This window comes from Streptomyces sp. NPDC051183 (genome assembly GCF_040682455.1).
In the GTDB taxonomy this organism is placed as follows: Bacteria; Actinomycetota; Actinomycetes; order Streptomycetales; family Streptomycetaceae; genus Streptomyces.
In genome coordinates, this window is record NZ_JBFBBA010000024.1 from 22,745 (window position 1) to 47,466 (window position 24,722).

Annotated in this window: 28 protein-coding genes; 12 read left to right on the forward strand and 16 right to left on the reverse strand. The window is 70.8% G+C overall.

What is annotated here, in order from left to right; all coding sequences use genetic code 11:
- Window positions 1–52: 52 nt before the first annotated feature.
- Window positions 53–880, reverse strand: coding sequence for a hypothetical protein (locus tag AB0M99_RS21560; protein WP_365922719.1), 828 nt, complete (start codon window positions 878–880; stop codon window positions 53–55).
- Window positions 881–992: 112 nt separating this feature from the next.
- Between AB0M99_RS21560 and AB0M99_RS21565 the strand changes: the two genes are divergently transcribed.
- From AB0M99_RS21565 to AB0M99_RS21575, 3 genes are all read left to right on the forward strand, one after another.
- Window positions 993–1,538, forward strand: coding sequence for an Rrf2 family transcriptional regulator (locus AB0M99_RS21565; RefSeq protein WP_365922720.1), 546 nt, complete (start codon window positions 993–995; stop codon window positions 1,536–1,538).
- Between the two features lie 28 nt (window positions 1,539–1,566).
- Window positions 1,567–1,965 carry a RidA family protein gene (locus AB0M99_RS21570; RefSeq protein WP_365922722.1) on the forward strand — a complete coding sequence of 133 codons (399 nt, stop codon included), beginning with the start codon at window positions 1,567–1,569 and terminating at the stop codon, window positions 1,963–1,965.
- 66 nt (window positions 1,966–2,031) lie between these two features.
- Window positions 2,032–2,436, forward strand: coding sequence for a hypothetical protein (locus tag AB0M99_RS21575; RefSeq protein ID WP_365922723.1), 405 nt, complete (start codon window positions 2,032–2,034; stop codon window positions 2,434–2,436).
- Window positions 2,437–2,619: 183 nt separating this feature from the next.
- On the opposite strand, the gene AB0M99_RS21580 is transcribed toward AB0M99_RS21575, so the two are convergent.
- The 3 genes from AB0M99_RS21580 to AB0M99_RS21590 form a co-directional block, all read right to left on the reverse strand.
- Window positions 2,620–2,787: a hypothetical protein gene (locus AB0M99_RS21580; protein WP_365922725.1), complete on the reverse strand. Its 168-nt coding sequence runs from the start codon at window positions 2,785–2,787 to the stop codon at window positions 2,620–2,622.
- 57 nt (window positions 2,788–2,844) lie between these two features.
- Window positions 2,845–3,228, reverse strand: a complete 384-nt coding sequence (locus AB0M99_RS21585; RefSeq protein WP_365922727.1) for a hypothetical protein — start codon at window positions 3,226–3,228, stop codon at window positions 2,845–2,847.
- A gap of 98 nt (window positions 3,229–3,326) precedes the next feature.
- Complete coding sequence (locus AB0M99_RS21590; RefSeq protein ID WP_365922729.1) at window positions 3,327–3,929, reverse strand: class F sortase; 603 nt, start codon at window positions 3,927–3,929, stop codon at window positions 3,327–3,329.
- A 279-nt stretch (window positions 3,930–4,208) separates the two neighbouring features.
- Here AB0M99_RS21590 and AB0M99_RS21595 point away from each other — a divergent pair, with 279 nt between their 5' ends.
- Complete coding sequence (locus AB0M99_RS21595; protein WP_365922731.1) at window positions 4,209–5,282, forward strand: hypothetical protein; 1,074 nt, start codon at window positions 4,209–4,211, stop codon at window positions 5,280–5,282.
- A gap of 19 nt (window positions 5,283–5,301) precedes the next feature.
- Here the strand turns inward: AB0M99_RS21595 and AB0M99_RS21600 are convergent, their stop codons facing one another.
- The 3 genes from AB0M99_RS21600 to AB0M99_RS21610 are packed head-to-tail and all read right to left on the reverse strand — an operon-like array spanning window position 5,302 to window position 6,583.
- Window positions 5,302–5,547 carry a hypothetical protein gene (locus AB0M99_RS21600; RefSeq protein WP_365922733.1) on the reverse strand — a complete coding sequence of 82 codons (246 nt, stop codon included), beginning with the start codon at window positions 5,545–5,547 and terminating at the stop codon, window positions 5,302–5,304.
- A 21-nt stretch (window positions 5,548–5,568) separates the two neighbouring features.
- Window positions 5,569–6,342 carry a CbtA family protein gene (locus tag AB0M99_RS21605; protein WP_365922735.1) on the reverse strand — a complete coding sequence of 258 codons (774 nt, stop codon included), beginning with the start codon at window positions 6,340–6,342 and terminating at the stop codon, window positions 5,569–5,571.
- Between the two features lie 28 nt (window positions 6,343–6,370).
- Complete coding sequence (locus AB0M99_RS21610) at window positions 6,371–6,583, reverse strand: CbtB-domain containing protein (RefSeq protein WP_365922737.1); 213 nt, start codon at window positions 6,581–6,583, stop codon at window positions 6,371–6,373.
- Window positions 6,584–6,772: 189 nt separating this feature from the next.
- On the opposite strand from AB0M99_RS21610, the gene AB0M99_RS21615 reads away from it, so the two are divergent.
- Window positions 6,773–7,219, forward strand: a complete 447-nt coding sequence (locus AB0M99_RS21615) for a histidine phosphatase family protein (protein ID WP_365922739.1) — start codon at window positions 6,773–6,775, stop codon at window positions 7,217–7,219.
- Here AB0M99_RS21615 and pucL read toward each other — a convergent pair.
- From pucL to AB0M99_RS21630, 3 genes are all read right to left on the reverse strand, one after another.
- Entirely contained in the window at window positions 7,216–8,133 is a 918-nt protein-coding gene (gene pucL / locus AB0M99_RS21620; protein WP_365922741.1) for a factor-independent urate hydroxylase, read from the reverse strand. The genes AB0M99_RS21615 and pucL overlap by 4 nt on opposite strands.
- 235 nt (window positions 8,134–8,368) lie before the next feature.
- Window positions 8,369–9,748: an aspartate aminotransferase family protein gene (locus AB0M99_RS21625; RefSeq protein ID WP_365922743.1), complete on the reverse strand. Its 1,380-nt coding sequence runs from the start codon at window positions 9,746–9,748 to the stop codon at window positions 8,369–8,371.
- A 66-nt stretch (window positions 9,749–9,814) separates the two neighbouring features.
- On the reverse strand, window positions 9,815–10,555 hold the full coding sequence (locus AB0M99_RS21630; protein WP_365922745.1) for a glucose 1-dehydrogenase: 741 nt from the start codon (window positions 10,553–10,555) through the stop codon (window positions 9,815–9,817).
- A 219-nt stretch (window positions 10,556–10,774) separates the two neighbouring features.
- On the opposite strand from AB0M99_RS21630, the gene AB0M99_RS21635 reads away from it, so the two are divergent.
- From AB0M99_RS21635 to AB0M99_RS21660, 6 genes are all read left to right on the forward strand, one after another.
- Window positions 10,775–10,897 (forward strand): hypothetical protein, encoded by a 123-nt coding sequence (locus AB0M99_RS21635; protein ID WP_365922747.1) that lies wholly within the window; start codon window positions 10,775–10,777, stop codon window positions 10,895–10,897.
- A complete protein-coding gene (kdpF, locus tag AB0M99_RS21640; RefSeq protein WP_365922749.1) occupies window positions 10,894–10,983 on the forward strand; it encodes a K(+)-transporting ATPase subunit F in 90 nt (29 codons plus the stop codon). The genes AB0M99_RS21635 and kdpF overlap by 4 nt, the downstream gene beginning before the upstream one ends.
- Window positions 10,984–10,988: 5 nt before the next feature.
- The gene (gene kdpA, locus AB0M99_RS21645) at window positions 10,989–12,653 is read left to right on the forward strand and encodes a potassium-transporting ATPase subunit KdpA (RefSeq protein ID WP_365922751.1); all 1,665 of its coding nucleotides are present in this window, start codon (window positions 10,989–10,991) and stop codon (window positions 12,651–12,653) included.
- Entirely contained in the window at window positions 12,650–14,755 is a 2,106-nt protein-coding gene (gene kdpB / locus AB0M99_RS21650) for a potassium-transporting ATPase subunit KdpB (RefSeq protein WP_365922753.1), read from the forward strand. Before kdpA ends, kdpB begins: the two co-directional genes overlap by 4 nt.
- Window positions 14,756–14,761: 6 nt before the next feature.
- On the forward strand, window positions 14,762–15,397 hold the full coding sequence (gene kdpC / locus AB0M99_RS21655; protein ID WP_365922755.1) for a potassium-transporting ATPase subunit KdpC: 636 nt from the start codon (window positions 14,762–14,764) through the stop codon (window positions 15,395–15,397).
- A gap of 85 nt (window positions 15,398–15,482) precedes the next feature.
- Window positions 15,483–17,750, forward strand: coding sequence for an NACHT domain-containing protein (locus AB0M99_RS21660; protein WP_365922757.1), 2,268 nt, complete (start codon window positions 15,483–15,485; stop codon window positions 17,748–17,750).
- A 61-nt stretch (window positions 17,751–17,811) separates the two neighbouring features.
- Here AB0M99_RS21660 and AB0M99_RS21665 read toward each other — a convergent pair whose 3' ends face one another.
- On the reverse strand, window positions 17,812–18,015 hold the full coding sequence (locus AB0M99_RS21665) for a cold-shock protein (protein WP_365922759.1): 204 nt from the start codon (window positions 18,013–18,015) through the stop codon (window positions 17,812–17,814).
- Window positions 18,016–18,291: 276 nt separating this feature from the next.
- On the opposite strand from AB0M99_RS21665, the gene AB0M99_RS21670 reads away from it, so the two are divergent.
- Window positions 18,292–19,668, forward strand: coding sequence for an FAD-binding oxidoreductase (locus AB0M99_RS21670; protein ID WP_365922762.1), 1,377 nt, complete (start codon window positions 18,292–18,294; stop codon window positions 19,666–19,668).
- Here AB0M99_RS21670 and AB0M99_RS21675 read toward each other — a convergent pair.
- The 5 genes from AB0M99_RS21675 to AB0M99_RS21695 form a co-directional block, all read right to left on the reverse strand.
- Window positions 19,658–20,338, reverse strand: a complete 681-nt coding sequence (locus tag AB0M99_RS21675; protein ID WP_365922763.1) for a TetR family transcriptional regulator — start codon at window positions 20,336–20,338, stop codon at window positions 19,658–19,660. The genes AB0M99_RS21670 and AB0M99_RS21675 overlap by 11 nt on opposite strands.
- 55 nt (window positions 20,339–20,393) lie before the next feature.
- Window positions 20,394–21,593: an FAD-dependent oxidoreductase gene (locus tag AB0M99_RS21680; RefSeq protein WP_365922765.1), complete on the reverse strand. Its 1,200-nt coding sequence runs from the start codon at window positions 21,591–21,593 to the stop codon at window positions 20,394–20,396.
- A gap of 112 nt (window positions 21,594–21,705) precedes the next feature.
- Window positions 21,706–22,650 carry an RNA polymerase sigma factor SigJ gene (sigJ, locus tag AB0M99_RS21685; RefSeq protein WP_365922767.1) on the reverse strand — a complete coding sequence of 315 codons (945 nt, stop codon included), beginning with the start codon at window positions 22,648–22,650 and terminating at the stop codon, window positions 21,706–21,708.
- Window positions 22,651–22,761: 111 nt separating this feature from the next.
- Window positions 22,762–23,646: a peptidoglycan-binding protein gene (locus AB0M99_RS21690; RefSeq protein ID WP_365922769.1), complete on the reverse strand. Its 885-nt coding sequence runs from the start codon at window positions 23,644–23,646 to the stop codon at window positions 22,762–22,764.
- A 64-nt stretch (window positions 23,647–23,710) separates the two neighbouring features.
- On the reverse strand, window positions 23,711–24,649 hold the full coding sequence (locus AB0M99_RS21695; protein WP_365922771.1) for a CAP domain-containing protein: 939 nt from the start codon (window positions 24,647–24,649) through the stop codon (window positions 23,711–23,713).
- Window positions 24,650–24,722 lie beyond the last annotated feature (73 nt).

The following is a 24,722-nucleotide window of genomic DNA, read 5'->3' on the forward strand; positions in this document are numbered from 1 at the left end:
CGCTTCCGTGCCGCGAATCGGATTCTCTGCGCCCTTTGCGTACCTTCCGAGCTTATGGGGTCCGGCGCAGGCGGCCCGTCAGCCAGGCGGCGAGCGCGGCGGCCAGTCCGACCGCGAGCACCACCCAGGCGGTGGTGCGCAGGAACGCGGTGAGCGCGTCGTAGACCGCCTCGGCCGCGGGCCGGTCGATGTCGGCGGGGAGGTCGTCCAGGGTCAGGCGCCGGCACAGCGCCACGGCGAACCCCAGCAGGGCCGCCCCAACGGCCAGCCCCAACCCGGTGGCGATGACGGCGCGGCGCCGGTGGACGGCGAGGGCGATGGCCGCGGCGGCCAGCACCAGAGTCAGCACGGGGAGCCAGATGCCGGCGATCTGCAGCATGCGGAAGCCCTTCCGGAGCGCGCCGAGATTGTCGTACTCCATGACCTTCACCGAGATGTGGGTGACCGGGATGCGGTCGGCGAGCGGCACCCCGTCCTCGACGAGCACCTCTTTGACCTGCGCGATCACGGGTTCGAGGTCGATGGTGACGGCATTGCCGTCGCCCGTGGTGAGCGCTTTGAGGAAGGCGGCGTGCGCGGCGCGGTTCGTGGCGTCCCAGGCGGTCCGGTAGGCGGGGGTGCCGACGAAGGAGCTCAGGGCCTCGCCGAGCAGGGCTTCGACGCCGGTCTGGAAGGGACCGGCGTCGATCTGCCCGGCCAGGCCGCGGGTGGCCTGGGTGACGACGACCTTCTGCACGGCCGGGTTCTCGGCGAGCGGGGACATGGCGGCGGTGTACCGGTCGGCGCTCCCCAGCTCGTGGTCGGCCCAGTACGCGACGGCGCTCGCGGGCACGAGGAGGGCCACGAGAGCGATGAGTACCGCCGAGAGAAAGGTGCGCACGTCACCAGGGAAAGCCGCCTGGCCGCGCGGTGCGCGCGTTGCTGCTGCGGGCGGGTGGCGTGTCGGCCCTTGCGGAGCAATAATCTGGACATCTAATATCCAGATTATGAGGATGAGTGAAGGCGTCGAGTGGGCGCTGCACAGCTGCGTCAACCTGGCCTGGAGCGTGCCCGGGCGGGCCGTGTCGGCGGCGCGGCTGGCCGCGTGGCACGACCTGCCCGCCGCCTATCTCAACAAGCAGCTCCAGGCGCTGGCCCGGGCGGGGATCGTGACTTCCACCCCCGGGCCGCGCGGCGGCTTCAGGCTGGCCCGACCGCTCGCCGACATCTCGCTCATGGACGTGGTCGCCGCCGTCGAGGGGCCCGAGGAGGCCTTCCGGTGCGCGGAGATCCGCAGACGGGGCCCGGGCGGGGAGCCGCCCGCCGCGGAGCCGGCGCAGTCCGCAGAGTCCGCAGAGTCCGCAGAGTCCGCAGAGTCCGCCGGGCCGGCGCAGTCCGCGGACTCGGCGGACTGCGCCATCGCACACGCCATGGCCCGGGCCGAGCTGGCCTGGCGCCGCGCCCTCGCAGACCAGGACCTCGACGGCATCCGGCGGCAGGCCGAGCGGCAGGCTCCCGAGGCTCCCGAGCGGCTGCGGGCCTGGCTCGCGGCGCACTGACGCACACGACCGACTGAGGAGCCAGACAATGACGCGCAGCATCACCAACCCGGCAGGACTGCACGACCCCACCGGCTACGGATACAGCCACATCGTCTCCGCACCCGGCGAGCAGGTCTTCATAGCCGGCCAGTACGGCAGCGACGAGAGCGGCCACGTGGTCTCCGAGGACTTCGAGGACCAGGTCGGCCAGGCCTTCGCCAACCTCCGCACCGCCCTGGCGGCCGTCGGCCTCGGCCCCGCCGATGTCGTCCGCATCGGGACGTACGTCGTCGGGCACGACGAGCGGAAGCTGGAGGTGCTCCTCAAGCACCTGCACGCCACCTGGGGCACCGAACTGCCCGCCCAGACCCTGATCGGCGTGGCCGCCCTGGCTCTGCCGGGGATGTTGTTCGAGGTGGACGCGGTGGCCGTACGCGGGGCCTGATCCTTGATCCACTTGCCGGTCGGGGGCGGCGGGTGTGCCCTGAGTGGTGGAAGAGAGGAGCCCGTCATGGCACATGCGGCACCCACCGCCCCCAGGCGGCACCGGCATCTGGCGGACACGACCCACATGAGCAAGAGCGCACTGGCGCGCCCACTGCTCCTCGGACTCGTCTACGGCGTGTACGCCGCGTTCATGAAGCGCCAGATGGGCCCGGTCGACGCGGGCAACGTCTTCTACGGGATCCTGTGCGGCGCCATCTTCGCCGCCTGCATGGTCGCCCTGGCCCGCATCGGCCCCAGGCTGAAGCGGGAGCTGCACGCCACGGCGTACGGAGCCTTCGCGGGCATCGCCTTCGGCTACCTCTACAGCCTCGCCGACCACAGCATCCTGCGGTCCGTCGGCCTCGCCCTGGCCGTCGGAGCGGGTGTCGGCCTGGCGGCCTTCTACCGCTACTACACGCGGGAGGACTAGCGGTACTTTCGGCCCGGCAAGTCCGGACGAAAGCCCGAGGCGGGCCGGAGCCCGCCCGGTGGAGACTGATGGTGGCGCCGGTTCCCGCGCCCGTGGTCGAACCTCACGTGACCACTCTCCGTTGCCGAGGGCGCGGGAACCGGCGCCTCCCCATGTCCGGGGAGCGTCGACCGTGCGCGGCGACTACGCGGCCGAGTCGGCCGCGGGGGAGATCTGCTGCGGTTCGCTCTCGGACTCGACGGCCACGGCGACAGCGCTCTCGGCGGGTTGCCTGACCGGCGCGGGCGGCGAGAAGCGGGCCGCCTCGGCGCGGAGCATGGCGTTCAGGGCGGCGTACGGGTCGATGGGCATGGCGGAACCTCACGGGTGTTCGAGGGGGGTGTGGGGGGACGCTGCTGCTCGGACCGCTCAGCAGCGCAGCACCACACTCCGCGTCGACCGCGGGGACACCTTCGGAGCGCCCGCGCCCGTCTCGTACGGGCCCGCGCACCGGGTCCCGCCCAGAACCTGACCACGACGTTTCACGTGAAACACCGGCCGGTGCGGCCGCCGGTCGCCCGGGGCCGCGCGGAGGGCCGGTCGTGCGGCGAGGCGGACCTCGGGGTCCCCGGCCGGATCGGACTGGCCCTCGGCGGGTTCGACGGGCGCCGAGGGTGCGGACCGGGACTCGACCACCACCGCGGAGGCCGCGATCGACCCGGCCGGACCCGCGACGAAGGCGCACAGCAGCAGGACGCAGGCCACCGTCAGGGCCCTCGCCAGTGCCATCCGCGTACGCGGCGTCCCGTTCATGCGGAGGATGTGCCCCGACACGCCGGGTAACTCCCCGCAAGGGCCACAGAAGCCCCCGACCGGAGGACGAAGAGAGCCCGCACGGCTGACAGCCGGCGTCAACGGGGGCTGCGGAACTGCCCCGTGAGCCGGGCCAGGACGGCGGTCTCGCCGCTGACCAGCCGCAGTTGGGCCCGGGCCGGGGGCTGCCCGCGCCCCGTGATGCCGGCGGGTGAGACCCGGTACACGGTGAACACGGCCGTACGCCGGTCCGCGCGCGCGACCTCGATGGTCGCCCCGCGGCGCAGCTCGGCCAGGTGCAGGAACTCCCCGCTGATCACGGCGGTCCCCGCCGAGCCGGGGGCCGGCTCGGCGGTGTCCCAGGCGGCGCTCTCCGGGGCTGCCAAGTCCTCGTCCTCGGTGGTGAGCGGGACGTCCACCCGCAGGCTCGGGATCGACAGCCGCAGCGGGCGCGCCGGCCGCAGGGGTCCGACACCCGCCCGCACGGGCCGCCGGGCCCCCTTGCCGGGGGCGTGCCCGCCGGAGTGCTCCAACTGCTGGACCAGCCGGCGGGGTCCGGACAGACCCAGCGCGCGGGAGGGCAGTGCGTCACCCGCGGTGGCCGCCACCGGCTTCGCACCCTCGGTACTGCGCAACACCCCCATGCCGGTGAACAGCAGACCCGCCGTCAGCACGCCGACGACCCACTTGGCGCGGGGCATGTCATTCCCTTCTGGTCCGGCTCGGGCGGCCGGGTCCCGAGAGCAGTGGACTCCTCCGCAGGGCCCCTGCACCGCGCGGATCACGAGAGACTGACGGCGCGTCATGGGCGTGTCGTCCCGGTCTCGGGATGTCTTCGCAGATGGCGGCCGGTGAGCCGGTCCTGGAGCGGGTCGTGGAAGACGTGCACCCGAACGGGTGAGAACGTCAAGCGAGGGCCACGGGCGTGTCGGGTCGCCGTCGCGTCCTGCCCCATGCGAAAAGCTGTCAATCAGGGAGAGGTGACGGTCCGTCGGCCCGAGCAGCGCCGGACCGCGGCGCGCGCCGAGCAACTGCGCGCCCTCGCACGGAGCTTCACCGCGCTGTACCTCGCGCACGGCGGCACCCACACCCGCGCCGCCCTGGCGGCCTGGCTGGCCCAGGACGCCGGCGCCTTCGCCGCCCGGCGCCGCCCGGCCGGAGCCGAAGACCCGCGCGAGGTGTTCGGCGGGTACGCGCAACTGGCACACCTACTGGGGGAGATGACCGCCGACGCGGGGCACCACGGGCTGGCCCAGGAGTACCACGGCACCGCCCTCGGGCTGGCCCGGCGGGCCGAGGACCGGCGCACCTACGCCATCACGCTGCGGGCGATGAGCGCGCACGCGGTGCGGCTCGGGCAGCCGGGGCACGCGCTACGCCTCGCCGGGCTGGCGGTGGACGCCGGGCCCGCTGAGGCGGACCCGGGCACGCGGGCGTTCCTGCTGGTCCAGCGGGCCGCGGCCCGCGCATACGCGGGGGAGCGGGAGGCGGCCCTGGCCGACCTGGCCATCGCCGCGGCCATGGACGGCAATGGCCAAGGCCAAGGCCAAGGCCAAGGCCACGGCCAAGGCCACGGCCACGGCCACGGCCACGGCCACGGCCACGGCAACGACAGCAGCCACGGCAACGGCCACGGCCAAGGCCACGGCCACGACAGCAGCCAAGGCAACGGCAACGGCCACGACAGCAGCCGGCCCTTCGACTCCTACGCCCGCGCCGACCTCGACGACACCCGCGCCCGGACCCACCTCGCGCTCGGGGCGTACCCCGCCGCGGCCGAGGCGTTCGAGCGGTCGCTGCGCGCCAGGGCCCCGGGGCAGCACCGGGCCACCGCGCTCACGCTCGCCGCGCTGGCCGAGACCCGGCTGCGCCTGGGGCACGTCACCCGGGCCTGCGAGCACTGGCGGGACTTCCTCGCGGCTCTGCCGTCCGTACAGTCCCGGACCGCGACCGAGGCCCTGGCGCGCCTGCTGCGCGACCTGACCCCGTACCGCCACGTCCGCGAAGCGGCGCCGGTCCTCGCCCTGGCCAAGGCCCTCGCGGCCCGGCCCTGATGCCGTGACCGGCCGGGGCTCAGACCACCACCAACGTCGCGGCCGCCGCACCCATGAGTGCGGCGGCCGTGTGGATGGCCGGATGGCCGTAGTCACCGAACCAGAGATGGCGGGCCAGACCGCCGACGGCGGCCAGGGCCGTGATGACGCCTATCTGGGCGAGCAGGGTGACGGCGGTGAAGGGGGCCAGGAGCAGCAGGAGCGAGTTGAGCCAGAACGGGGCGGCGCCCGTCCAGCCTCGCCATTGCCTGATCGCCGTCGGCATCCGCTACCGGCCCTTTCATCGTCAACTCGTGGGCTGCAAAGCCTCCTTGGGTGCAGTGGTCGGCACAAGAGCCCGTTCGGCTAGAAAACCGAAGACGAGGCCGAAAGTCGTCCACAGCGCGGCCTGGATCGCCAGGGACGCGAGGCGGAAGCTCCAGATGAGTGCGGCCGGGAAGTCCGCCGGGACCTCGTTGATGCCGGGCAGGGCGGCGTACGAGACGCCGACGGCGAGGACGAAGAACGCGCCCGCGGCGATCGAGGCGTTCCAGTTGCCGAGCTTCGGGGCCAGCCGGCGGCCCAGGATCAGCGCGCCCGCCGCGAGCAGCGCGCTCAGCGCGATCATCAGGAGGTAGAGGGCAGTCCGCCGCGACGCCGTGTCGGGGTCGCCGACGGCCGGCGGGTTGGCGGGGTACTTGAGGAACGGCACCAGGGTCACGGTGACGAACAGCGCGCCGGTGACCAGCGCGGCCGTGGCCCGCGGGCCGAAGCGGCCGATGCGGCCGAGCGCGTAGCAGAAGACGAGCGCGGCGATGCCGCCGAGCGCGACCCCGTACAGCAGGACACCGGTGCCGAGGCCGGCCGTGGCCTGGAGGGCCCGGCTGACCGGGGCCTCCTCGCCGTGGTCGTGGCCGGACAGCGCGGCGCCGGCCTCCTCGATGGCGATGGCCGCATCGACCTTGGACTCACCGAGGAGGTACGCGACGAGGAAGGCGGCCACACCGGCCAGCAGGCCGGCGAGCATGCCCCGGAGGAGGAATGCGCGGGGGGACGGGCCTTGGGGGAGAGCGGATGTCATGGCTCGGTTTCCCTTGCTGGGGCGGAGATCAGTGGCAGGGGAAGCCGAGCAGGTGACGGCCGTCGTGCAGCCATTCGTGGATGGTCTCGCCCTCGAAGACGGCGGTGGCGCCCTGCTCGATGCCGACGAAGTACAGCAGGACGAGCACGAGGGCGGCGACGAAGACCGCCCAGGGGGCGAGTGCGGAGAGCGAGATCGGAGCGACGGCGGGGGCCGTCGTGGGCACGGCGGAGTGGGCCATGGCAGTTACCTCCAGGGGGAACACGCGTCCCGGTCAGTGGTGCTCTCGACGACAGGGGCGGGTCTGACTTGCCTCCCCTCGGGGAGGACTCACAGTGGCGCGACCGTGCCGGATTCTCACCGGTGCTTCCGCCGGACCGTCGTCATTCAGTTGTGTCGCCCGCGACCGTACCGCGCTTACGCTCCCTTTATGAACCCCTCTTCGGTACGAGTTCACCTGGTCACCCCGCCACTTGACGACCAGATGAGGGAGCTCCGCTTCGGCCGCGGCGGGCCGTTCGCCCTGGAGACCGGGAGGTGGGAGGGGCGGACCCTGGACGAGGTCGCCGCCGAGGATCCGGCCGCGGTGCACAGGTGGCTGACGGACCCCGCGTACGCCCCGCCCGGCGGCGAGTCCGTCGAGGCGCTGGCCGCGCGCGCCGGGAGCTGGCTGGCCGGTCTGGAGCCGGGCACGCACCGGGTCACCGCCGACCAGGCCTTCGCCAGGGCGGCCGTGGTGGCCGCCCTGGAACTGCCCGCTCGGACGTTCTGGCGGCTCGACGTGCGCCCGGGCACGATCACGGGCCTGACGGGCCGCTCGGGCCGGTGGAACCTCCTGGTGGGGCAGGCCGCACCGGCCCCGCCGGACACCCCCTAGGCGACGATCCAGTCGGAGGTCGCGATCACCGGCTGCACGCCGTCACGGTGGACGGTGCCCTCGATCAGGCCGTACATCCGGTCGGCCGCGAAGTAGACCTCGTTGTCGTTCTTGAGGCCGAACGGCTCCAGGTCGACGAGGAAGTGGTGCTTGTTGGGGAGGTTCAGACGCACCTCGTTGACCTTGGGGCAGTTGTCGAGCACCCGCTCGGCCATCTGGTTCAGGGTCTGCTGCAGCGAGTACGAGTACGTCTCCGCGAAGGCTTCCAGCATGTTCTTGCGGACCTTCTTGTAGGCCTGGTCCCAGTCGTACGAGGCGTCGTCGCCGGCCAGCGCCGAGTGCGCCCAGCGCGCGGTGACCTTGGTCGCCAGGATGCGGTCGTACGCCTCCTGAAGGGTCGTGTACTTGTCCTTGATGTAGCCGTGGAACTCGGAGTTGGTCGAGTTCATCACCGTCAGGTCCTTCAGACCCGAGATGACCTGGAGGCCCGTCGTCTCGCTGTAGGTGATCTGCGCGGTGCGCACCTCCTGGCCCTTGCGGACGAAGGAGTGCTGCTCCTTGCGCGTCGGGACCGGGATGCGGTCCCACACGTACTCCTCGATGCGGATCTGCGCCTCGCGGATCGGCGCCTGCGAGGAGACGAAGTGCTTGGCGAGCAGGATGCCGAAGGCCTCGGGGGACTCGATGCCGTGCTCCTTGCCGAAGGCGTACACCGTGTTCTTGGTGGTGTCGGTCGGCAGGCAGTTGGCGTTGTCGCCGGTCAGGTGGACGTCGCGGAACTCACCGCGGAGCGCGACCGAGACGTTGAGGTCACGGATCTCGTGCCAGGAACCGTCGCTGCCCTTGCGGGTGACCTTGACGATGCGGTTCTCGGCCTTGCCGTACTGGTTCTGGGCCAGGACGTGCTTGCTCATGGGCTGACTTCCTTCGGGTACACGGAGTCCGGCTGAATGGATCCCGTACGCCCGGCGTCCGGTGGGCACGCGGCCCGCCCCCCGCCGTTCGGTCCCGCAGGACCGCCCCGGGACTGACGTGCATCCCGGTCCGTAGGTGCTCTTTCGGATTTCAGCACGTTCACGTGGTGTTCGGAACTGCGCGGATCCTCCGAGACGAGCACCCACGGCTTGGGTGTCCGTACGTCTGTGCAGGTCAGACGGTGTGTGCGTCGGCCACCGAGAGCGCCTCGTCGAGGATCGCGAGGCCCTTGGCCACGTCGTCGGGCGAGATGTTGCACGGCGGTGCGACGTGGATGCGGTTGCCGGCGAGCAGCGGCCACAGGCCGCCCTTCTTCAGGGCCGCCCCGAACTCCGCCATCGGCGCGTTGTCGGCGCCCGAAGCGTTGTACGGGACCAGGGGCTCGCGGGTGGCGCGGTCCCGTACGAGTTCCAGTGCCCAGAAGGTGCCGAGCCCCCGGACCTCGCCGACCGAGGGGTGCCGCTCGGCGATCGCGCGCAGGCCCGGGCCCAGCAGCTCGGCGCCGGTGCGGGCGGACTGCTCGACGATGCCCTCCTCGGCCATGACGTTCACCGTGGCGACGGCGGCCGCGCAGGCCAGCACGTGCCCGGAGTACGTCAGCCCGCCCGGGTAGGGGCGCCGGGCGAAGGTCCCGGCGACGGCGGCGGAGATGGCGACGCCGCCGAGGGGGACGTATCCGCTGGTGATGCCCTTGGCGAAGCAGAGCAGGTCGGGGGTGATGCCCCAGTGGTCGGCGGCGAACCAGGTGCCGGTGCGGCCGAAGCCGACCATGACCTCGTCGAGGATGAGGAGGATGCCGAAGCGGTCGCAGAGCTCGCGCACGCCGGCGAGGTAGCCGTCCGGGTGGACGAGCACGCCCGGGGCGCCGCCGACGGTCTCCAGGATGATCGCGGCGATGGACTGCGGGCCCTCGAAGACGATGGTGTCCTCCAGGTGGCGCAGGGCGCGCTCGCACTCCTCGGCCTCGTTCGCCGCGTAGAAGGGCGAGCGGTAGGCGAAGGGGCCCCAGAAGTGCACGACGCCGGCGGTCGCGGTGTCGTTGCCGAAGCGGCGGGCGTCACCGGTGAGGTTGATCGCGGTGGAGGTGGCGCCGTGGTACGAGCGGTAGGCGGAGAGCACCTTGGGCCGGCCGGTGTGCAGCCGGGCCATGCGGACGGCGTTCTCGACGGCCTCGGCACCGGCATTGGTGAAGAAGATCTTGTCGAGGTCGCCCGGGGTGCGCTCGGCGATCAGCCGGGCCGCCTCGGAGCGCACGTCGACGGCGAAGCCGGGCGCGACGGTGCACAGCTTGGCCGCCTGCTCCTGGATGGCCGCGGTGACCTTCGGGTGCTGGTAGCCGATGTTGGTGTAGACGAGGGCGCTGGAGAAGTCGAGGTAGCGGTTGCCGTCGTAGTCCCAGAAGTACGAGCCCTCGGCGCCGGCGACGGCGAGCGGGTCGATGAGTTCCTGGGCCGACCAGGAGTGGAAGACGTGCTTGCGGTCTGATTCCTTCACCGTGGCGGCGTTCGCGGCCGCCTTCACCGTGACGTCTGTGGCGCCGGCTTCTGCGTTCATGATCCGAGGGTAGTAGTCCGTCATGTGGCTTCCTCTATGGTGCCTCTGTATCGGTCCGCGGTGCGGTCAGACGACGTGCCGGCCGCCGTCGACGGTGAGCACGTCGCCGGTCGTGTAGGCGGCGTTGACCAGGTAGAGAGCGGCCTCGGCGACGTCTTCGGGGGTGCCCACCCGGCGCAGCGGGGTGTTCTGCGTGATCCACTCCCGGGAGCTCTCCCAGACCTCCTCGGCGTCCTCGTACCAGGGCGTGTCGATCAGGCCCGGCGCGATGGCGTTGACGCGGACGGCGGGTCCGAGCTGGGAGGCCAGCAGGCGGGTCATGTGATTGACCGCGGCCTTGCTCACCGCGTAGGGGACGGAGCTGCCGAGGGCGCGGGTCGCGGAGACCGAGGAGATGTTGACCACCGAGGCGGCCCCGGATTCGCGCAGGTGGGGAGCGGCTGCGGTGATCATCTGCCAGGCGCCGATGACGTTGACGTCGAAGATCTCGCGCCAGGCGTCGGCGTCCGCGGCCTCCAGGTCGTCGAGCGGGATGAAGCGGGTGACGCCCGCGTTGTTGACGAGGATGTCGAGCCGTCCGAAGGCGTCGACCGCGCTCTGCACGATGCGGCGCGCGTCCGCGGCGTCGGCGACGCTGCCCCGTACGTACACGGCGCCGGGCAGCTCTGCGGCCAGGGCCTTTCCGGCGCTCTCGCTGCGCGCCGAGTTCACGACGACGCGGATGCCTTCCGAGGCCAGCCGGCGGGCGATGGCCGCACCGATCCCGGAGGAGGATCCGGTGATCAGGGCGACGCGACTCTCGGTCATGGCATTCCTCCTGGGGGCCTTCGGGACGGATTCCGGGTGCGCCGGAGCATAACCCGAATGCCGCATTGCGGAAGTTGATTTCCGTTATATGGAACAGAATCTTCGTTGGCGCGCGCCCGGTCCGCCCGCCCCGTTAGGGACTCGTAAAAGGCGCACAGCCGGGCGTATGGGGCCCGTCAAGGGAGTCTGTGGAGCCCCGGAAGGACGTTTCACTCGGTGATGTCCGAAAATTACCCTCGCACCCACCGGGAGCTCACGATGGCCGACCTGGCCTTCGTCGCCACCACGATCGCGGTCTTCGCGCTGGTGGCTCTGGTCGCCAAGGGGGTGACCAAGCTGTGAACGCCGAAAACGTCGTCGGTCTGCTGGTCGCCGTGTCCCTGCTGGGCTACCTCGTCCTCGCCCTTGTGTTCCCGGAGAGGTTCTAGCCCCGATGAGTCCCGTTGTTGCCGGGGTGCTCCAGCTGCTCGCGCTCGTCGCCGCGCTGGCCCTCGCGTACCGCCCGCTGGGCGACTACATGGCCCGTGTCTACTCCTCGAAGCGGCACTACGCCCCCGAGAGGTGGATGTACAAGGCCATCGGCGCCAACCCGAACGCGGAGATGCGCTGGCCCGCCTATCTGCGCTCGATCCTCGCCTTCTCGGCGGTGAGCGTCTTCTTCCTCTACCTGCTCCAGCGCCTCCAGGGCCACCTGCCCGGCTCGCTCGGCTTCGCCTCCATCAAGCCGGACCAGGCCTTCAACACGGCCGTGTCCTTCGTGACGAACACCAACTGGCAGTCGTACACCGGCGAGCAGGCCATGGGCCACGTCGTGCAGACCGGCGGGCTGGCGGTGCAGAACTTCCTGTCCGCCGCCGTGGGCATGGCCGTCGCGGTGGCTCTCGTACGGGGCTTCGCGCGCTCGCGCACCGGTGAGCTCGGCAACTTCTGGGCCGACCTGGTGCGCGGCACCGTCCGGATCCTGATCCCGCTGTCGGTGGTCGGCGCGGTCGTGCTGGTCGCGTGCGGCGTCATCCAGAACTTCTCCGGGATCCACGAGGTCGGCCAGTTCATGGGCGGCACGCAGCAGTGGAACGGCGGCGCGGTGGCCTCGCAGGAGGTCATCAAGGAGCTGGGCACCAACGGCGGTGCCTACTTCAATGCCAACTCCGCCCACCCCTTCGAGAACCCGACCCCCTTCTCGAACCTCTTCGAGATCTTCCTGATCCTGCTGATCCCCTTCGCGCTGACCCGCACCTTCGGCCGCATGGTCGGAAACCTGCGCCAGGGCTACGCGATCCTCGCGACGATGGTGACCATCTGGCTCGGTTTCACCGCGCTGATGATGTGGACCGAGTTCGCCCACCACGGCCCGGCGCTCCAGGCCGCGGGCGGTGCGATGGAGGGCAAGGAGACCCGCTTCGGCATAGCCGGGTCCGCGATCTTCTCGGTCGCCACCACGCTCACCTCGACCGGTTCGGTCAACTCCTTCCACTCCTCGTACACGGGCCTGGGCGGGGGCATCCAGCTGCTGGGCATGCAGTTGGGCGAGATCGCGCCCGGCGGCGTCGGCTCCGGCCTCTACGGGATGCTGATCATGGCGATCATCGCGGTGTTCCTCGCCGGTCTGATGGTCGGCCGCACCCCGGAGTACCTCGGCAAGAAGATCGGCACCCGCGAGATCAAGTTCGCGGCCTGCTACATCCTCATCACCCCGGCACTCGTCCTCGGCTTCACGGCCGTCGCGATGGCCCTGCCGACCCCCGCCCACTCGATGGCCAACGGCGGCGCGCACGGCTTCTCCGAGATCCTCTACGCCTACACCTCGGCCGGCAACAACAACGGCTCGGCCTTCGCCGGACTGAACGCCGACACCCAGTGGTTCAACACGACCACCGGTCTGGCCATGCTGCTCGGCCGCTTCCTGCCCATGGTCTTCGTCCTCGCGCTGGCCGGCTCGCTCGCCGAACAGCAGCCGGTCCCCGCCACCGCGGGCACACTGCGCACCGAGAAGCCGCTGTTCACCTTCCTGCTCGTCGGCACGATCCTCATCGTCACGGGCCTCACCTACTTCCCCGCCCTCGCGCTGGGTCCGCTTGCCGAAGGGCTGGCCTCATGAGCACCATCACTCCCACCCGTGCTCCGCACCAGGACCTCCCGTCCGGTCACAAGCCCGAACAGGCCCGCGTCGGCGGTGGTCTCTTCGATCCGAAGCAGCTGCTCAAGTCCTTCCCGGATGCCGTGCGCAAGCTCGATCCGCGGGTCATGGTCAAGTCGCCGGTGATGTTCGTGGTCCTGATCGGCTCGGTCGTCACGACCGTGCTGGCACTGAAGGACCCCACGGACTGGTTCGGCTGGGCGATCACCGCCTGGCTGTGGCTGACCACCATCTTCGCGAACCTCGCCGAAGCCGTCGCCGAGGGCCGCGGAAAGGCCCAGGCCGACACCCTGCGCAAGGCCAAGACCGACTCCGTCGCCCGCCGCCTCACCCAGGACACCACCACCGAGGAACAAGTACCCGGCACGGAGCTGCGGATCGGTGACCTGGTGGTCTGCGAGGCCGGCGACACCATCCCCGGCGACGGCGACGTCGTCGAAGGCGTCGCCTCCGTCGACGAGTCGGCCATCACCGGCGAATCAGCCCCCGTCATCCGCGAATCGGGCGGCGACCGCTCGGCGGTCACCGGCGGCACCAAGGTCCTCTCCGACCGGATCGTCATCAAGATCACGACGAAGCCCGGCGAAACCTTCATCGACCGCATGATCGCCCTCGTCGAAGGCGCAGCCCGCCAGAAGACCCCCAACGAGATCGCCCTCAACATCCTCCTCGCCTCCCTCACGATCGTCTTCCTGCTCGCGGTGGTCACCCTCCAGCCGTTCGCGATCTACGCCGGCGCCGAACAGTCGATGATCGTGCTGACGGCTCTCCTGGTCTGCCTGATCCCCACCACGATCGGCGCGCTGCTCTCCGCGATCGGTATCGCGGGCATGGACCGCCTGGTCCAGCGCAACGTCCTGGCCATGTCCGGCCGCGCGGTCGAAGCCGCCGGCGACGTCTCCACCTTGCTCCTCGACAAGACCGGCACCATCACCCTCGGCAACCGCCAGGCCGGCGAGTTCGTCCCCGTCAAGGGCACCACCGCAGCCGAACTGGCCGACGCCGCCCAACTGTCCTCCCTCGCCGACGAAACCCCCGAAGGCCGCTCGATCGTCGTCCTCGCGAAGGACAAGTACGGCCTGCGCGAACGCCACCAGGGCGAACTCACCCACGCCGAGTGGATCCCCTTCACCGCACAGACCCGCATGTCCGGCGTCGACGTCGACGGCAAGAAGACCCGCAAGGGCGCGGCCGGCTCCGTCATCACCTGGGTCAAAGAACAAGGTGGCCAGGTCGCCGAGGACGCGGACCTCCTCGCCAACACCATCTCCGAAGCCGGCGGCACCCCCCTCCTGGTCGCCGTCCAGGACGACAAGGGCGCCCGCGTCCTGGGCGTCATCCACCTCAAGGACGTCGTCAAGGAAGGCATGCGCGAACGGTTCGAGGAACTGCGCCGCATGGGCATCAAGACCGTCATGATCACCGGTGACAACCCGCTCACCGCCAAGGCCATCGCGCAGGAAGCGGGTGTCGACGACTTCCTCGCGGAGGCCACCCCCGAGGACAAGATGGCCCTCATCAAGCGCGAACAAGCCGGCGGCAAGCTCGTCGCGATGACCGGTGACGGTACGAACGACGCCCCCGCGCTCGCTCAGGCGGACGTCGGCGTCGCGATGAACACCGGGACCTCGGCCGCCAAAGAGGCCGGGAACATGGTCGACCTCGACTCCAACCCCACCAAACTCATCGAGATCGTCGAGATCGGCAAGCAACTCCTCATCACCCGGGGCGCACTGACCACCTTCTCCATCGCCAACGACGTCGCGAAGTACTTCGCGATCATCCCGGCCATGTTCGCCGTGGTCTACCCCGGCCTGGACAAGCTCAACATCATGGGCCTGGCCTCACCCGAGTCCGCGATCCTCTCCGCCGTCATCTTCAACGCACTCATCATCATCGCGCTCGTCCCCCTCGCCCTGAAGGGCGTCCAGTACCGGCCCACCAGCGCCGACAAGATGCTCCGCCGCAACCTCGGCCTCTACGGCCTCGGCGGCCTCATCGCCCCCTTCATCGGCATCAAACTCATCGACCTCCTCATCTCCCTCATCCCCGGAATCGGCTGAACCGCCATGAACACCTCCGTAGGCAACACCGCACGCCTCCTCGGCGCCGGCCTTCGCGCCCTCCTCGTCCTCACCGTGATCTGCGGCGTCATCTACCCCCTCGCCGTCACCGCCATCGCCCAGGCAGCCTTCAACGACAAGGCCAACGGCTCCGAGATCAAGAACACCGAGGGCCGGGTCGTCGGCTCCTCCCTCATCGGCCAGTCGTACGGGGACGACCTGCGCTGGTTCCAGGGCCGACCGGCCGCCGGACTCGGCGAGAACACCATCAACACCCAGTACAAGCTGCTGATATCCGGTGCCTCCAACAAGGCCGCGGACAGCCCCGACCTCCTGAAGTCCGTACAGGAGGCGAAGGCGAAGGTCCTCGCCGACAACACCGTCCCCGGTTACACCCCGCGGGAGGCGCAGATCCCCGCCGACGCCGTGACCTCCTCCGGCTCCGGCCTCGACCCGAACATCTCCCCGCAGTACGCCGAGCTCCAGGTCCACCGGGTCGCCGAGCGGAACAAGCTCGACGTGAGCCGGGTCGAGAAGCTGGTGAAGGACAACACCGAGGGCCGCACCCTCGGCTTCATGGGCGAACCCCGCGTCAACGTCCTGAAGCTCAACACCGCCCTGGAGGCCCTGGCCGCCAAGTAGCGTTCGCCCCCGCCGGCGCCGGCGGGGGTGAACACGGACGAACACCTCACACAGTGACCGGGCCGTCACTACGCTTGAGCGGGTGATGGACCACCTTGAATTCGAAGAGGAAGTCCGAACCGTCGCTCGTGCCCTGTGGGCCAGCGCCCGGGACGACGGCACGGTCAACCTCGACGGTGTCGAGCACGACGGCGTCTACTTCACCCACGACGTGGTCCACTGCGTCGAGGTGACCGTTTCGCGCCGCAAGGACAAGGCCGAGCACGACGGGAAGAAGCTGAGCAAAGCCATCTCCCGGTGGACGGGCAGCGACGGCCGCACCGCCCGCGGATGGTTCGTGACGCTGGAGGACCCGTCCACCGAGCAGACCAAGGCCCTTCAGGCCATCGACCGCCGCATCACGGCGATCTCCTTCAAACGGTTCAAGTCGCGCCTGTTCGACGCGTACTTGTACAACCAGCGGCGCCAGCAGATGCCCTTCGGCAGCGCCATGCACCCGGACGGCCGGAGCGAGAAGCTCGAACGGTACATCCCCGCGGAGTTCGAACCCATCGGGGAGCGGGCCGACCTCTCCCCGGCGCCCTCGTTCAACGAGCTCATCGAACGCATCGGGGCGGGCGGGCGGTTCTGCATCGTCGGTGACTACGGCATCGGCAAGAGCATGACCCTCCGCGAGATCTACCTGCGGATCTCCCAGGCCCACCGGGACGGAAAGACGCTCCGGCACCCGGTCCACCTCAATCTGCGCGACCTCTGGGGGCAGCGCAGCCCGCGCGTGGCCCTGACCCAGCACGCCGAAGACCTGGGCTACGGCCACCCGGACCAGATCATCGCCGCCTGGAGAGCCGGCTACGTCGACATCCTGCTGGACGGCTTCGACGAGATAGCCGCGCCCGGCTGGAGCAGCGACATCGTGGAACTGCGCCATTCCCGGCGCAAGGCGGTGGAGCTGGTGCGCAATTTCTACGACCAGACCCCCCAGCGGGCTTCGGTCGTCGTCGTGGGGCGGCGGAGCTATTTCGACGGCCTGAGCGAGCTGAACAACGCCCTTTTCGACGACGAGCCGTGCACGCTGCTCGAACTGTCCGAATTCAATGACGAGCAGTTGGAGACGTACCTCAACGACAAACGCTGGTACGCGCTTCCCGACTGGATCCCCAAACGTCCGCTGCTCATCGGATACCTGGCCTCCGAGAAACTCCTCGGCGGTCTCCTCGAACCCGCCCGGGGGGTGAGCCCGGCCGAGGGCTGGGACTGGCTGCTCGACCAGATCAGCAAGCGCGAGGCGCGGATCGAGACGGGCCTGGACGGCCAGACCATCCGGCTGACGATCGAGCGCCTCGCGTCCGTCGCCAGGAAGAGCCCCAGCTGTCTGGGGCCGCTCACGTACTCGGAGATCACCGAGGGGTTCAGGTTCGTACGCGGCCGCGAGCCCAGCGACGACCAGCGGACCATCCTGCACCGGCTGCCCGGGCTCGGGTCCGATCCGGACTTCGAGGAAGGCACCCGGAAGTTCATCGACGTGGACCTGGCCAGTGCGGCGCAGGCCAAGGACGTCTCGTCCTTCATCATGAACCCCTTCGCCGTGGACCTGCTCACGACCCGGTCGTGGAGCGGCTCCCTGCTCCAGTCGGGCGTGGAGGTCGCCGCCCTGCAGTGCAGCGAAGCGGCCAACGAGGGGGCGATCTCCACGGCCCTGTCCTTCGCCCAGCGCCATGACCTGGACGTCCTGTCCGCCGACGTGGTGCGCATCGCGCTGGCCCGCGGGATCTCCGTCGTCGGATCCTCGTTCAACGTGGACGAGGTGGTCATTCCGCAGATGGAGCTCTACGAGGACTTCGGGAACCTCTCCGGGGTCTCCTTCTCCCGCTGCGGCATCGAGACGCTCGTACTCGACGGGGAGATCGACGGCTCGCTCATGCCGCGGTTCCAGGACTGCTTCTTCGAGACGATCATCGGCCGGTTCGGGGAGGAGGACCTGCCGGCGAACGCCTTCTCCGGCTGTACGTTCGGCGAGTTCCTCGACTCCGCGGAGCGGAACGCGGACGTACTGCGCAGTTCGCTGCCCGAGGGGGTCCGCGTCATGATCACGATCCTGCGGAAGCTCTACCTCCAGCGGGGCAGCGGGAGGGCGGAGGGTGCGCTCGTACGCGGCATGGAACAGGCGAGCCGCGCACTCGTGCCCGGCTGTCTGGAGGCCATCAAGCGGGAGAACCTGGCGGCGCCGATCAAGCTCAACGGCCGGACCGTCTGGCTGCCGTCCCGCTCGGACCAGAAGCGGGTGAACGCCTTCATCCAGGCCCCGCGCGGCAGCGGGGACCCGCTGTTCGGCATGGGCGCCCGGCTCTCGTAGCCATGCGGAGAGGGCCCGGCCGGAGCGTTCCGGTCGGGCCCTCGGCGCTGAAGTGGCGCGACTACGCGGGGACGATGTTCTCGGCCGTCGGGCCCTTCTGGCCCTGCGCGACGTCGAAGTTCACCTTCTGGCCCTCCTGCAGCTCGCGGAAGCCCTGGGCGGAGATGTTCGAGTAGTGGGCGAACACGTCGGCGCCGCCACCGTCCTGCTCGATGAAACCGAAACCCTTTTCGGAGTTGAACCACTTCACGGTTCCAGATGCCATGTCATATCTCCTTCGGGGATGTACCCGGAAAAATTTGGGAACCGCAACGGGAACCACGACTGCAACTGGAAGCGACAGTAGCACGGTGCCGGTGAATCAAATGGGTGAATTTTCGCCCGGGCCCGTTACGTCAGATAACCGCATCGCGCGCGGCGCCGATTTCTCATTTGACCGGCACCAATATCGATTCGGCACCCGTTCGAGTTGAGGCTTCACCCCATCGGCGTAGCGTGGATTGCACCAGGGGGCGCGAAGAGTGCGCGAGGAGCGACGGCCATGGGCAAGCTCTCGATCGACCAGTTGCGCGAGCGGGTACGCGGCGGCGTCGTCACCCCCGACGACGATGCCGATGCCTACGACGCGGCCCGCAAGGTCCACAACGCCATGATCGACAGACGGCCGGCCGCGGTCGTGCACTGCGCCAACGCGGGTGACGTCATGGCCGCCGTCGACTTCGCCCGGGAGAACGACCTCGACCTCGCGGTCCGGGGCGGCGGGCACAGCGTCCCCGGCTTCGGGACCTGCGACGGCGGCGTGGTGGCCGACCTGTCCGGCATGCGCGGCGTCCGCGTCGACCCCGCGCGGCGCACGGCGCGCGCCGAGGGCGGCGCGACCTGGGGCGACTTCAACGCCGCGACCCACGCCTTCGGCCTGGCGACGACCGGCGGGATCATCTCCACCACCGGTATCGGCGGCCTCACGCTGGGCGGCGGCATCGGGTACCTCTGCCGCGGACTGGGTCTGAGCTGCGACAACCTGGTCTCGGCCGATGTGGTGACCGCGGACGGGCAGCTGGTCGTGGCGAGCGAGCAGGAGCACGAGGACCTCTTCTGGGCGCTGCGCGGCGGCGGAGGGAACTTCGGCGCGGTGACCTCGTTCGAATACCGGCTCAGTCCCGTGAAGGACATCTACGGCGGGCCGATCCTCTACGAACTGGACAGCGCCGGCACCGTCCTGCGCTCCTTCCGCGACTTCATCGCCGACGCCCCGGAGGAACTGGGCGGCTTCCCGGCCTTCCAGATCGCCCCGCCGCTCCCGTTCATCCCGGAGGACCGGCACGGCGAGGCCTTCATCCTGATCGTCTCGTGCTGGGCAGGGCCCCCGGAGGAGGGGGAGCGGGCGCTCCGGCCGTTCCACGAGTTCGCCCCGGTGGTCGCCGAGCACGTCGGCCCGATGCCGTACCCCGCGCTCAACAGCGCCTTCGACGCCCTCGTACCGCCCGGGCTCCAGCACTACTGGAAGGCCAACTTCGTGACCGAGCTGAGCGACGCAGCTATCGAAGCGCACCTGGTGCACGGGCCGCGCGTACCCGCGGTGAACTCGACGGTGCACATCTACCCCGTGAACGGCGCCTGCCACCGCGTCGCACCGGAGGCGACGGCCTTCGCCTACCGCGACGCCTCCTTCGCCACCGTCATCGCCGGCATGTGGCCCGACCCCGCCGACAACGAGGCCAACACCGCCTGGGTCCGCGACTACTACGGGGCCACCGCCCCGCACTCGGAGGAGGGCGGGTACATCAACTTCATGGCCGGCGACGACCAGAGCCGGATCCGGGCCAACTACAAGGGGAACTACGACCGCCTGGTCGAGGTCAAGCGCGCGTACGACCCGGACAACCTCTTCCACCTGAACCAGAACATCAAGCCCTAGGGTCCGAGAGCACCGCTACGAGCATCTGCCGCGTGACCGCGGTCAGTTCGGCCACGTCGGGAGGCGGGCCGGTCTCGTCCAGGGCGCCGGCGAGCCTGTCGTACAGCAGGCCGTCGGCCCAGGCGACGAGCAGTTCGGCCGCCCGGGCCGGACGGGGGGCGCCGAGCGCGGTCAGCAGGGCGGCGGCCTTGGCCCGTGCGGCGATCCGGGCGGTGCGCAGGTCGGCGCGGAGTTCCGGGCGGCGCGTTGCCTCAAGGGTGAGTTCGAAGCGCGCGAGCTGGCGGTCGCGCGCCGCCGTCAGCCAGTGGTGGAGCAGTGCGGCCAGCGCGGCGGCGGCGGAATCGAGGTCGGGCCGGCCGTCGCCCTGCGTGCCCAGGCGGCCGTGGCCCGCCTCCCAGCGGTCGACGTCGGCGACGGAGAGTTCGGCCAGGCGGAGGTAGCAGGCGCTGATCAGGGCGCTGCGGGTGCGGAAGTAGTACGAGGTGCTCCCGGCGGGCAGGCCGGCGGCGGCGTCGACCGCGCGGTGGGTGAGCCCGCGCAGCCCGGCGGCCGCCACGGTGCCGATGGCGGCGTCGGCGATCACCGCGCGGCGGTCCCGGGGATCGGGACCTGCCCCGGGGACGGAGCCGGAGGAGGCGGAGCCGGAGGGGTCGGGGGAGGGGTCGGACACCTCGTAACTCTACATCTGTATAGCCCGCACCCGCCGGGGCCGGAGACCGGCGGGGTCAGGCCGCGGCCCGGGCCCGGGCGCGGCTCGGGGTCTCCTGGCGTACGACGCGGCGGCGCCGGGTCGGCATGCCCATGGTCGGGTTGGCGACGCCCCAGGCCGCGCCCTTGCAGATCAGTTCCTTGTAGAAGGCGGCCAGGCGGCCCGTCAGGGCGCTGTCGCGGGCCCGGTCGTCGGCGCTGACGAACTGGATCAGGCCCTCCTTGCGGCCGAGCGAGATGCACTGCTGGACGTAGCGGATGTCGACGTGGGGGACCTCGGTGCCGGTGAGCCGGGCGGCGATGGCGTCGGCGGCCTGCCAGGCCATGGGGACGCCCGAGGCGCAGGACATGCGCAGCGGCTTGTCGCCCGGGCCGATCGCCATGGCCGCGTCGCCCACGGCGTAGACGTCCGGGTGGGAGAGCGAGCGCATCGTGCTGTCGACCGCGATCCGGCCTTCGGTGAGCTCCAGGGTGGTGCCCAGGGCGATCGGGTGGACGGCGAATCCGGTGGTCCAGACGGTGGCCTCGGCGGGGATGGTCCGGCCGTCGGCGGTCGTGATGCGGTCCGCCTCCACGGCGTCGACGGCGGTGTGTTCGTGGACCGTGATGCCGAGCCCGTCCACCACCTTCCGCAGGTGGGTACGGCCCTTCTCCGAGAGCCAGTCGCCGAGGGCGCCGCGGGCGGCCAGGGCGACGTCGAGGTCCGGGCGGGCCTCGGCGATCTCGGTCGCGGCCTCCAGGCCGGTCAGGCCGCCGCCGACCACGAGCACCGGGCGGCCGGCGTCCAGGGCGGCCAGGCGCTCGCGCAGGCGCAGGGCGCCGGGGCGGCTGGCGACCTCGTGGGCGTGCTCGGCGGTGCCGGGGACGCCCCCGTCGTTCCAGCCGCTGCCGAGGGCGTAGACCAGGGTGTCGTACCCCAGTTCCTCCTGCCCGAGGCCGTTCGCGGCGGTGACCGTCACGGTCTTGCGGTCCACGTCCACGGAGGCGACCCTCGCGAGCTTCAGCTCCACGCCCGTGCCGGCGAACATCTCGCCGAACGGCCGGGGCGCCAGGTCCTGGCCGGCCGCGAGCTGGTGGAGCCGGACGCGCTCCACGAAGTCGGACTCGGGGTTGACCAGGGTGATGCGGACGTCCTCGGGCCGCAGCCGCTTGGCGAGGCGGCCGGCGGCGGTGGCACCGGTGTAGCCGGCTCCGAGGACGACGATGCGGTGCTCCATGTCCGTGCTCCTGTCTGGGCGGGGTCGCCGTGGTCCGGCGTGGTTACGCACCTTGAACCGGACGGCCCCGCGATTCCTGACAGGATCTGGATGTGACCTGCGTCACATGGCGTCAGACGGTGAGGAGCGGGCCCTCCCGGTGGTCCGCGGCGGCCCACAGCCCGGTCGCGCGGACGAGCTTGTCGGGGTTGACCTGGTTGAGGATCGCCAGGATGCCGTCCGCGGTGACGTCCAGGCAGGTGATGCCGACGACCCGGCCGTCGACGACCGCGACGATGGCGGGCCCGCCGTTGGCGGTCGTCGCGTAGATCTCGGCCCTGCCGCCGAGGATCTTCTCCTTGGCCTTGGCGGGCTTGAACAGGCCGCGCATGAACGTGGCGACCGCGAGCGCCCCCTCGAACGCCTTCGCGCGGGCCGGGACCTTGCCGCCGCCGTCGCCGACCGAGACGGCGTCCTGGGTGAGCAGCTGTACGAGCGGCTCGGTACGGCCGCTGATCGCCGCGGCCAGGAACTCCTCGACGATGCGCAGGGCGGTGGCCTCGTCGATCTCGGTACGGGCCTTGCCGTCGGCGACGTGCTTCTTGGCGCGGTGGTAGGTCTGCTGGCTGGCGGCCTCGGTGATGTCCAGGATCTCGGCGATCTCCCGGTGCGGGTAGTCGAAGGCCTCCCGCAGTACGTACACCGCCCGCTCGCCCGGCGACAGGCGCTCCAGCAGGACGAGCACGGCGTACGACACCGACTCGCGCTGCTCGGCGGTGTCGGCCGGGCCGAGCATCGGGTCCCCGGTGAGCAGCGGCTCGGGAAGCCACTGCCCCACGTACGTCTCGCGCCGGGCGCGGGCCGAAGTCAGCTGGTTGAGGCAGAGGTTGGTGAGGACCTTCGTGAGCCAGGCCTCGGGAACCTCGATCCGCCCGACGTCGGCCGCCTGCCAGCGCAGGAACGTTTCCTGCACGGCGTCCTCCGCCTCGCTCGACGAGCCGAGCAGCCGGTAGCCGATGGCCTCCAGCCGGGGCCTGGCGGCCTCGAACCGGTCCACGTCACTCATGATCAGCGCCATGCCCGCGATCCTAGGCGCCCCGGAGTGGGAGGGACAGGTCCGGACGGCGGCGAAGGCCCAGGTCGTTGACCTGGGCCTTCGTTCACGAGCGGCGGCGGGGGGTGGCGGTGGTCAGGCGCGGGGGACGTTCAGGGCCGCCCACTGCCTGGGGCCCGGGATGCCGTCCGCGTCGGTGCCCGAGTCACCGAGCTTGTGCTGCCAGTTGCGGAACGATTCGCGGTCCGCGTCGGTCCACTGCGGGCCGGGGCCCTCGGCGTAGGCGGAGCAGCCCTCGGCGACCAGGCGTTCTCCCATGCGGGTGACGACGGGGCTGTCCTGGCCCGGGTGGAAGAACTCGGCGCCGGGGAAGGGCTCGTAGCCGCCGTCACCGCCGTTGCCGCCGTCACCGGTGTCCTCGCCCGCCGTCTCGTGCGAGGACGGGGACGAGGGCGCGGTCGCGCCGGCGGCCAGGTCGGACTCCGAGGCCTCCTCGCCGAAGTACACGACCCCGGGGCGCCCCTTCCAGTCGGGGTCGGCCAGCACGACGCCCTCGGGGAAGTCGGGGATGCCGTAGCCGTAGATGCGGTTCGACTTGCGGTCGCGGGTCTTGAGGTAGACGCCGTCGCCCTCTGCGCTGCCGCCGTCGTTGGTGTTGCCCTCGATGGTGGTGATCGTGGAGCCGGTGTAGGCGATGCAGATGCCGGTGTGGCTGCCGCCGCCGGATCCGAAGAACACCTGGCCCCCGATCACGGGGTACTCGGTGAACCGGTCGCGCTTCGCGAACCAGGACACGCCCTCGGCGCAGGACGCGGAGACCGGGAAGAGGGATTCGCTGCCCGACTCCTGGGCGCACCAGGCCACGAACGTGGCGCACCACGCCTGGCCCTGGGACCACTCCAGGTCGGGCACGGCCGGTGAATACTTCTGGACGTTGTTCCAGTCGCCGCCGTCGTTGCCTTCCTGGTATCCGATCTCGCCGCGGGCGGCGCGGATCAGGTCTGCTGCGGTTCCTGTCATGACGGAGTTCTCCTGCTTGCTTGCTGTACGTGTGGTGAGGCGGTCGGTGGGGGCGGGCGAGCCGTCAGCTGGCGAGGATCTGGGACCAGAACGTCGTTCCGTCGCCGCTGTTCGTGCGGCCCACGCCCAGGTGGGTGGCGCCCGGCTGGAGCATGTTGTCCCGGTGGCTCGGCTCGTCGATCCACGCCTGGACGATGCGCTCGGGAGTCGGCCAGTAGTCGTTCCCGCCGACCCGGGCCCCGCCCGCGTTCTCCCACATGCCGCCCGCGCCCCGGTAGCCGCCCGCGGCGGCCTGGCCGAACCACTGGCCCACCGTGAAGTGGCCCTGCGTATTGCGCCGGGCCTGCTCGGCGGCGCTGGACTGGGCCACGGCGTTCAGCGCCGGGTGCAGGGTGAGGGTGCTGCGGCCGTTGCGCTGGCGGTACTCGTTGGTGAGCTGGAGGACGCGCTGCTCGGCCCCGCCGCCCTGCGGCTGCTGGGGCTGCGGCTGGGGCTGCTGCTGTCCGCCGCCCGGGTTGCCGCCGCCCAGGCCGCGTGCGGGCACCAGCCGCCACAGCTGACCGCGGTTGTTGTCGTCGCGCCGGGACAGCGTGAGCGCGCTGGCCTCCTGCTGGGAAGCCGTCAGGAAGACCTCGCCCTCGTCGGTGCGAACGCTCTTGATCCGCAGCCAGTCGTTGTCCACGACTTCCAGGCACCAGCGCTGGTTGGGCTGGCCGTGCTCGTTGTACAGCCAGGTCTGCCCGGTGGAGTAGTTGTAGTCCATGGCCATCGCCCGGCCGGGGCCGTGCGTGTTGTGCGTGACCTGGGTCTCCAGCAGCCAGGTGCCGTTCTCCTTGGCCCAGAAGACCCAGCCCTGAGCCCGGGTGCCGTTGTCGTGGTACGACTGGATGCGGGTCCCGCGCCCGCTGTTGCTGCCCTGGAGGTCAGCGACGATCTTTCCCCCCGGCCCGTCGAGCGGGGTCTGCAGCGTCCATACCTGGCCGTTCTGCGGAAGCGTAGGCATCTGAATCGTTCCTCTCGTCTGTCCTGGCTGACGGGAACGACGGTCATGGACCGCGGTAGACAGGTGGTCAACG

Coding starts and splice junctions, on each gene's coding strand:
- AB0M99_RS21565 (WP_365922720.1), top strand. CDS start 993: ATGAGTGAAGGCGTCGAGTGGGCGCTGCACAGCTGCGTCAACCTGGCC.
- AB0M99_RS21570 (WP_365922722.1), top strand. CDS start 1,567: ATGACGCGCAGCATCACCAACCCGGCAGGACTGCACGACCCCACCGGC.
- AB0M99_RS21575 (WP_365922723.1), top strand. CDS start 2,032: ATGGCACATGCGGCACCCACCGCCCCCAGGCGGCACCGGCATCTGGCG.
- AB0M99_RS21580 (WP_365922725.1), bottom strand. CDS start 2,787: ATGCCCATCGACCCGTACGCCGCCCTGAACGCCATGCTCCGCGCCGAG.
- AB0M99_RS21585 (WP_365922727.1), bottom strand. CDS start 3,228: ATGAACGGGACGCCGCGTACGCGGATGGCACTGGCGAGGGCCCTGACG.
- AB0M99_RS21590 (WP_365922729.1), bottom strand. CDS start 3,929: ATGCCCCGCGCCAAGTGGGTCGTCGGCGTGCTGACGGCGGGTCTGCTG.
- AB0M99_RS21600 (WP_365922733.1), bottom strand. CDS start 5,547: ATGCCGACGGCGATCAGGCAATGGCGAGGCTGGACGGGCGCCGCCCCG.
- AB0M99_RS21605 (WP_365922735.1), bottom strand. CDS start 6,342: ATGACATCCGCTCTCCCCCAAGGCCCGTCCCCCCGCGCATTCCTCCTC.
- AB0M99_RS21610 (WP_365922737.1), bottom strand. CDS start 6,583: ATGGCCCACTCCGCCGTGCCCACGACGGCCCCCGCCGTCGCTCCGATC.
- AB0M99_RS21615 (WP_365922739.1), top strand. CDS start 6,773: ATGAACCCCTCTTCGGTACGAGTTCACCTGGTCACCCCGCCACTTGAC.
- pucL (WP_365922741.1), bottom strand. CDS start 8,133: ATGAGCAAGCACGTCCTGGCCCAGAACCAGTACGGCAAGGCCGAGAAC.
- AB0M99_RS21625 (WP_365922743.1), bottom strand. CDS start 9,748: ATGAACGCAGAAGCCGGCGCCACAGACGTCACGGTGAAGGCGGCCGCG.
- AB0M99_RS21630 (WP_365922745.1), bottom strand. CDS start 10,555: ATGACCGAGAGTCGCGTCGCCCTGATCACCGGATCCTCCTCCGGGATC.
- AB0M99_RS21635 (WP_365922747.1), top strand. CDS start 10,775: ATGTCCGAAAATTACCCTCGCACCCACCGGGAGCTCACGATGGCCGAC.
- kdpA (WP_365922751.1), top strand. CDS start 10,989: ATGAGTCCCGTTGTTGCCGGGGTGCTCCAGCTGCTCGCGCTCGTCGCC.
- kdpB (WP_365922753.1), top strand. CDS start 12,650: ATGAGCACCATCACTCCCACCCGTGCTCCGCACCAGGACCTCCCGTCC.
- kdpC (WP_365922755.1), top strand. CDS start 14,762: ATGAACACCTCCGTAGGCAACACCGCACGCCTCCTCGGCGCCGGCCTT.
- AB0M99_RS21660 (WP_365922757.1), top strand. CDS start 15,483: ATGGACCACCTTGAATTCGAAGAGGAAGTCCGAACCGTCGCTCGTGCC.
- AB0M99_RS21665 (WP_365922759.1), bottom strand. CDS start 18,015: ATGGCATCTGGAACCGTGAAGTGGTTCAACTCCGAAAAGGGTTTCGGT.
- AB0M99_RS21670 (WP_365922762.1), top strand. CDS start 18,292: ATGGGCAAGCTCTCGATCGACCAGTTGCGCGAGCGGGTACGCGGCGGC.
- AB0M99_RS21680 (WP_365922765.1), bottom strand. CDS start 21,593: ATGGAGCACCGCATCGTCGTCCTCGGAGCCGGCTACACCGGTGCCACC.
- sigJ (WP_365922767.1), bottom strand. CDS start 22,650: ATGGCGCTGATCATGAGTGACGTGGACCGGTTCGAGGCCGCCAGGCCC.
- AB0M99_RS21690 (WP_365922769.1), bottom strand. CDS start 23,646: ATGACAGGAACCGCAGCAGACCTGATCCGCGCCGCCCGCGGCGAGATC.
- AB0M99_RS21695 (WP_365922771.1), bottom strand. CDS start 24,649: ATGCCTACGCTTCCGCAGAACGGCCAGGTATGGACGCTGCAGACCCCG.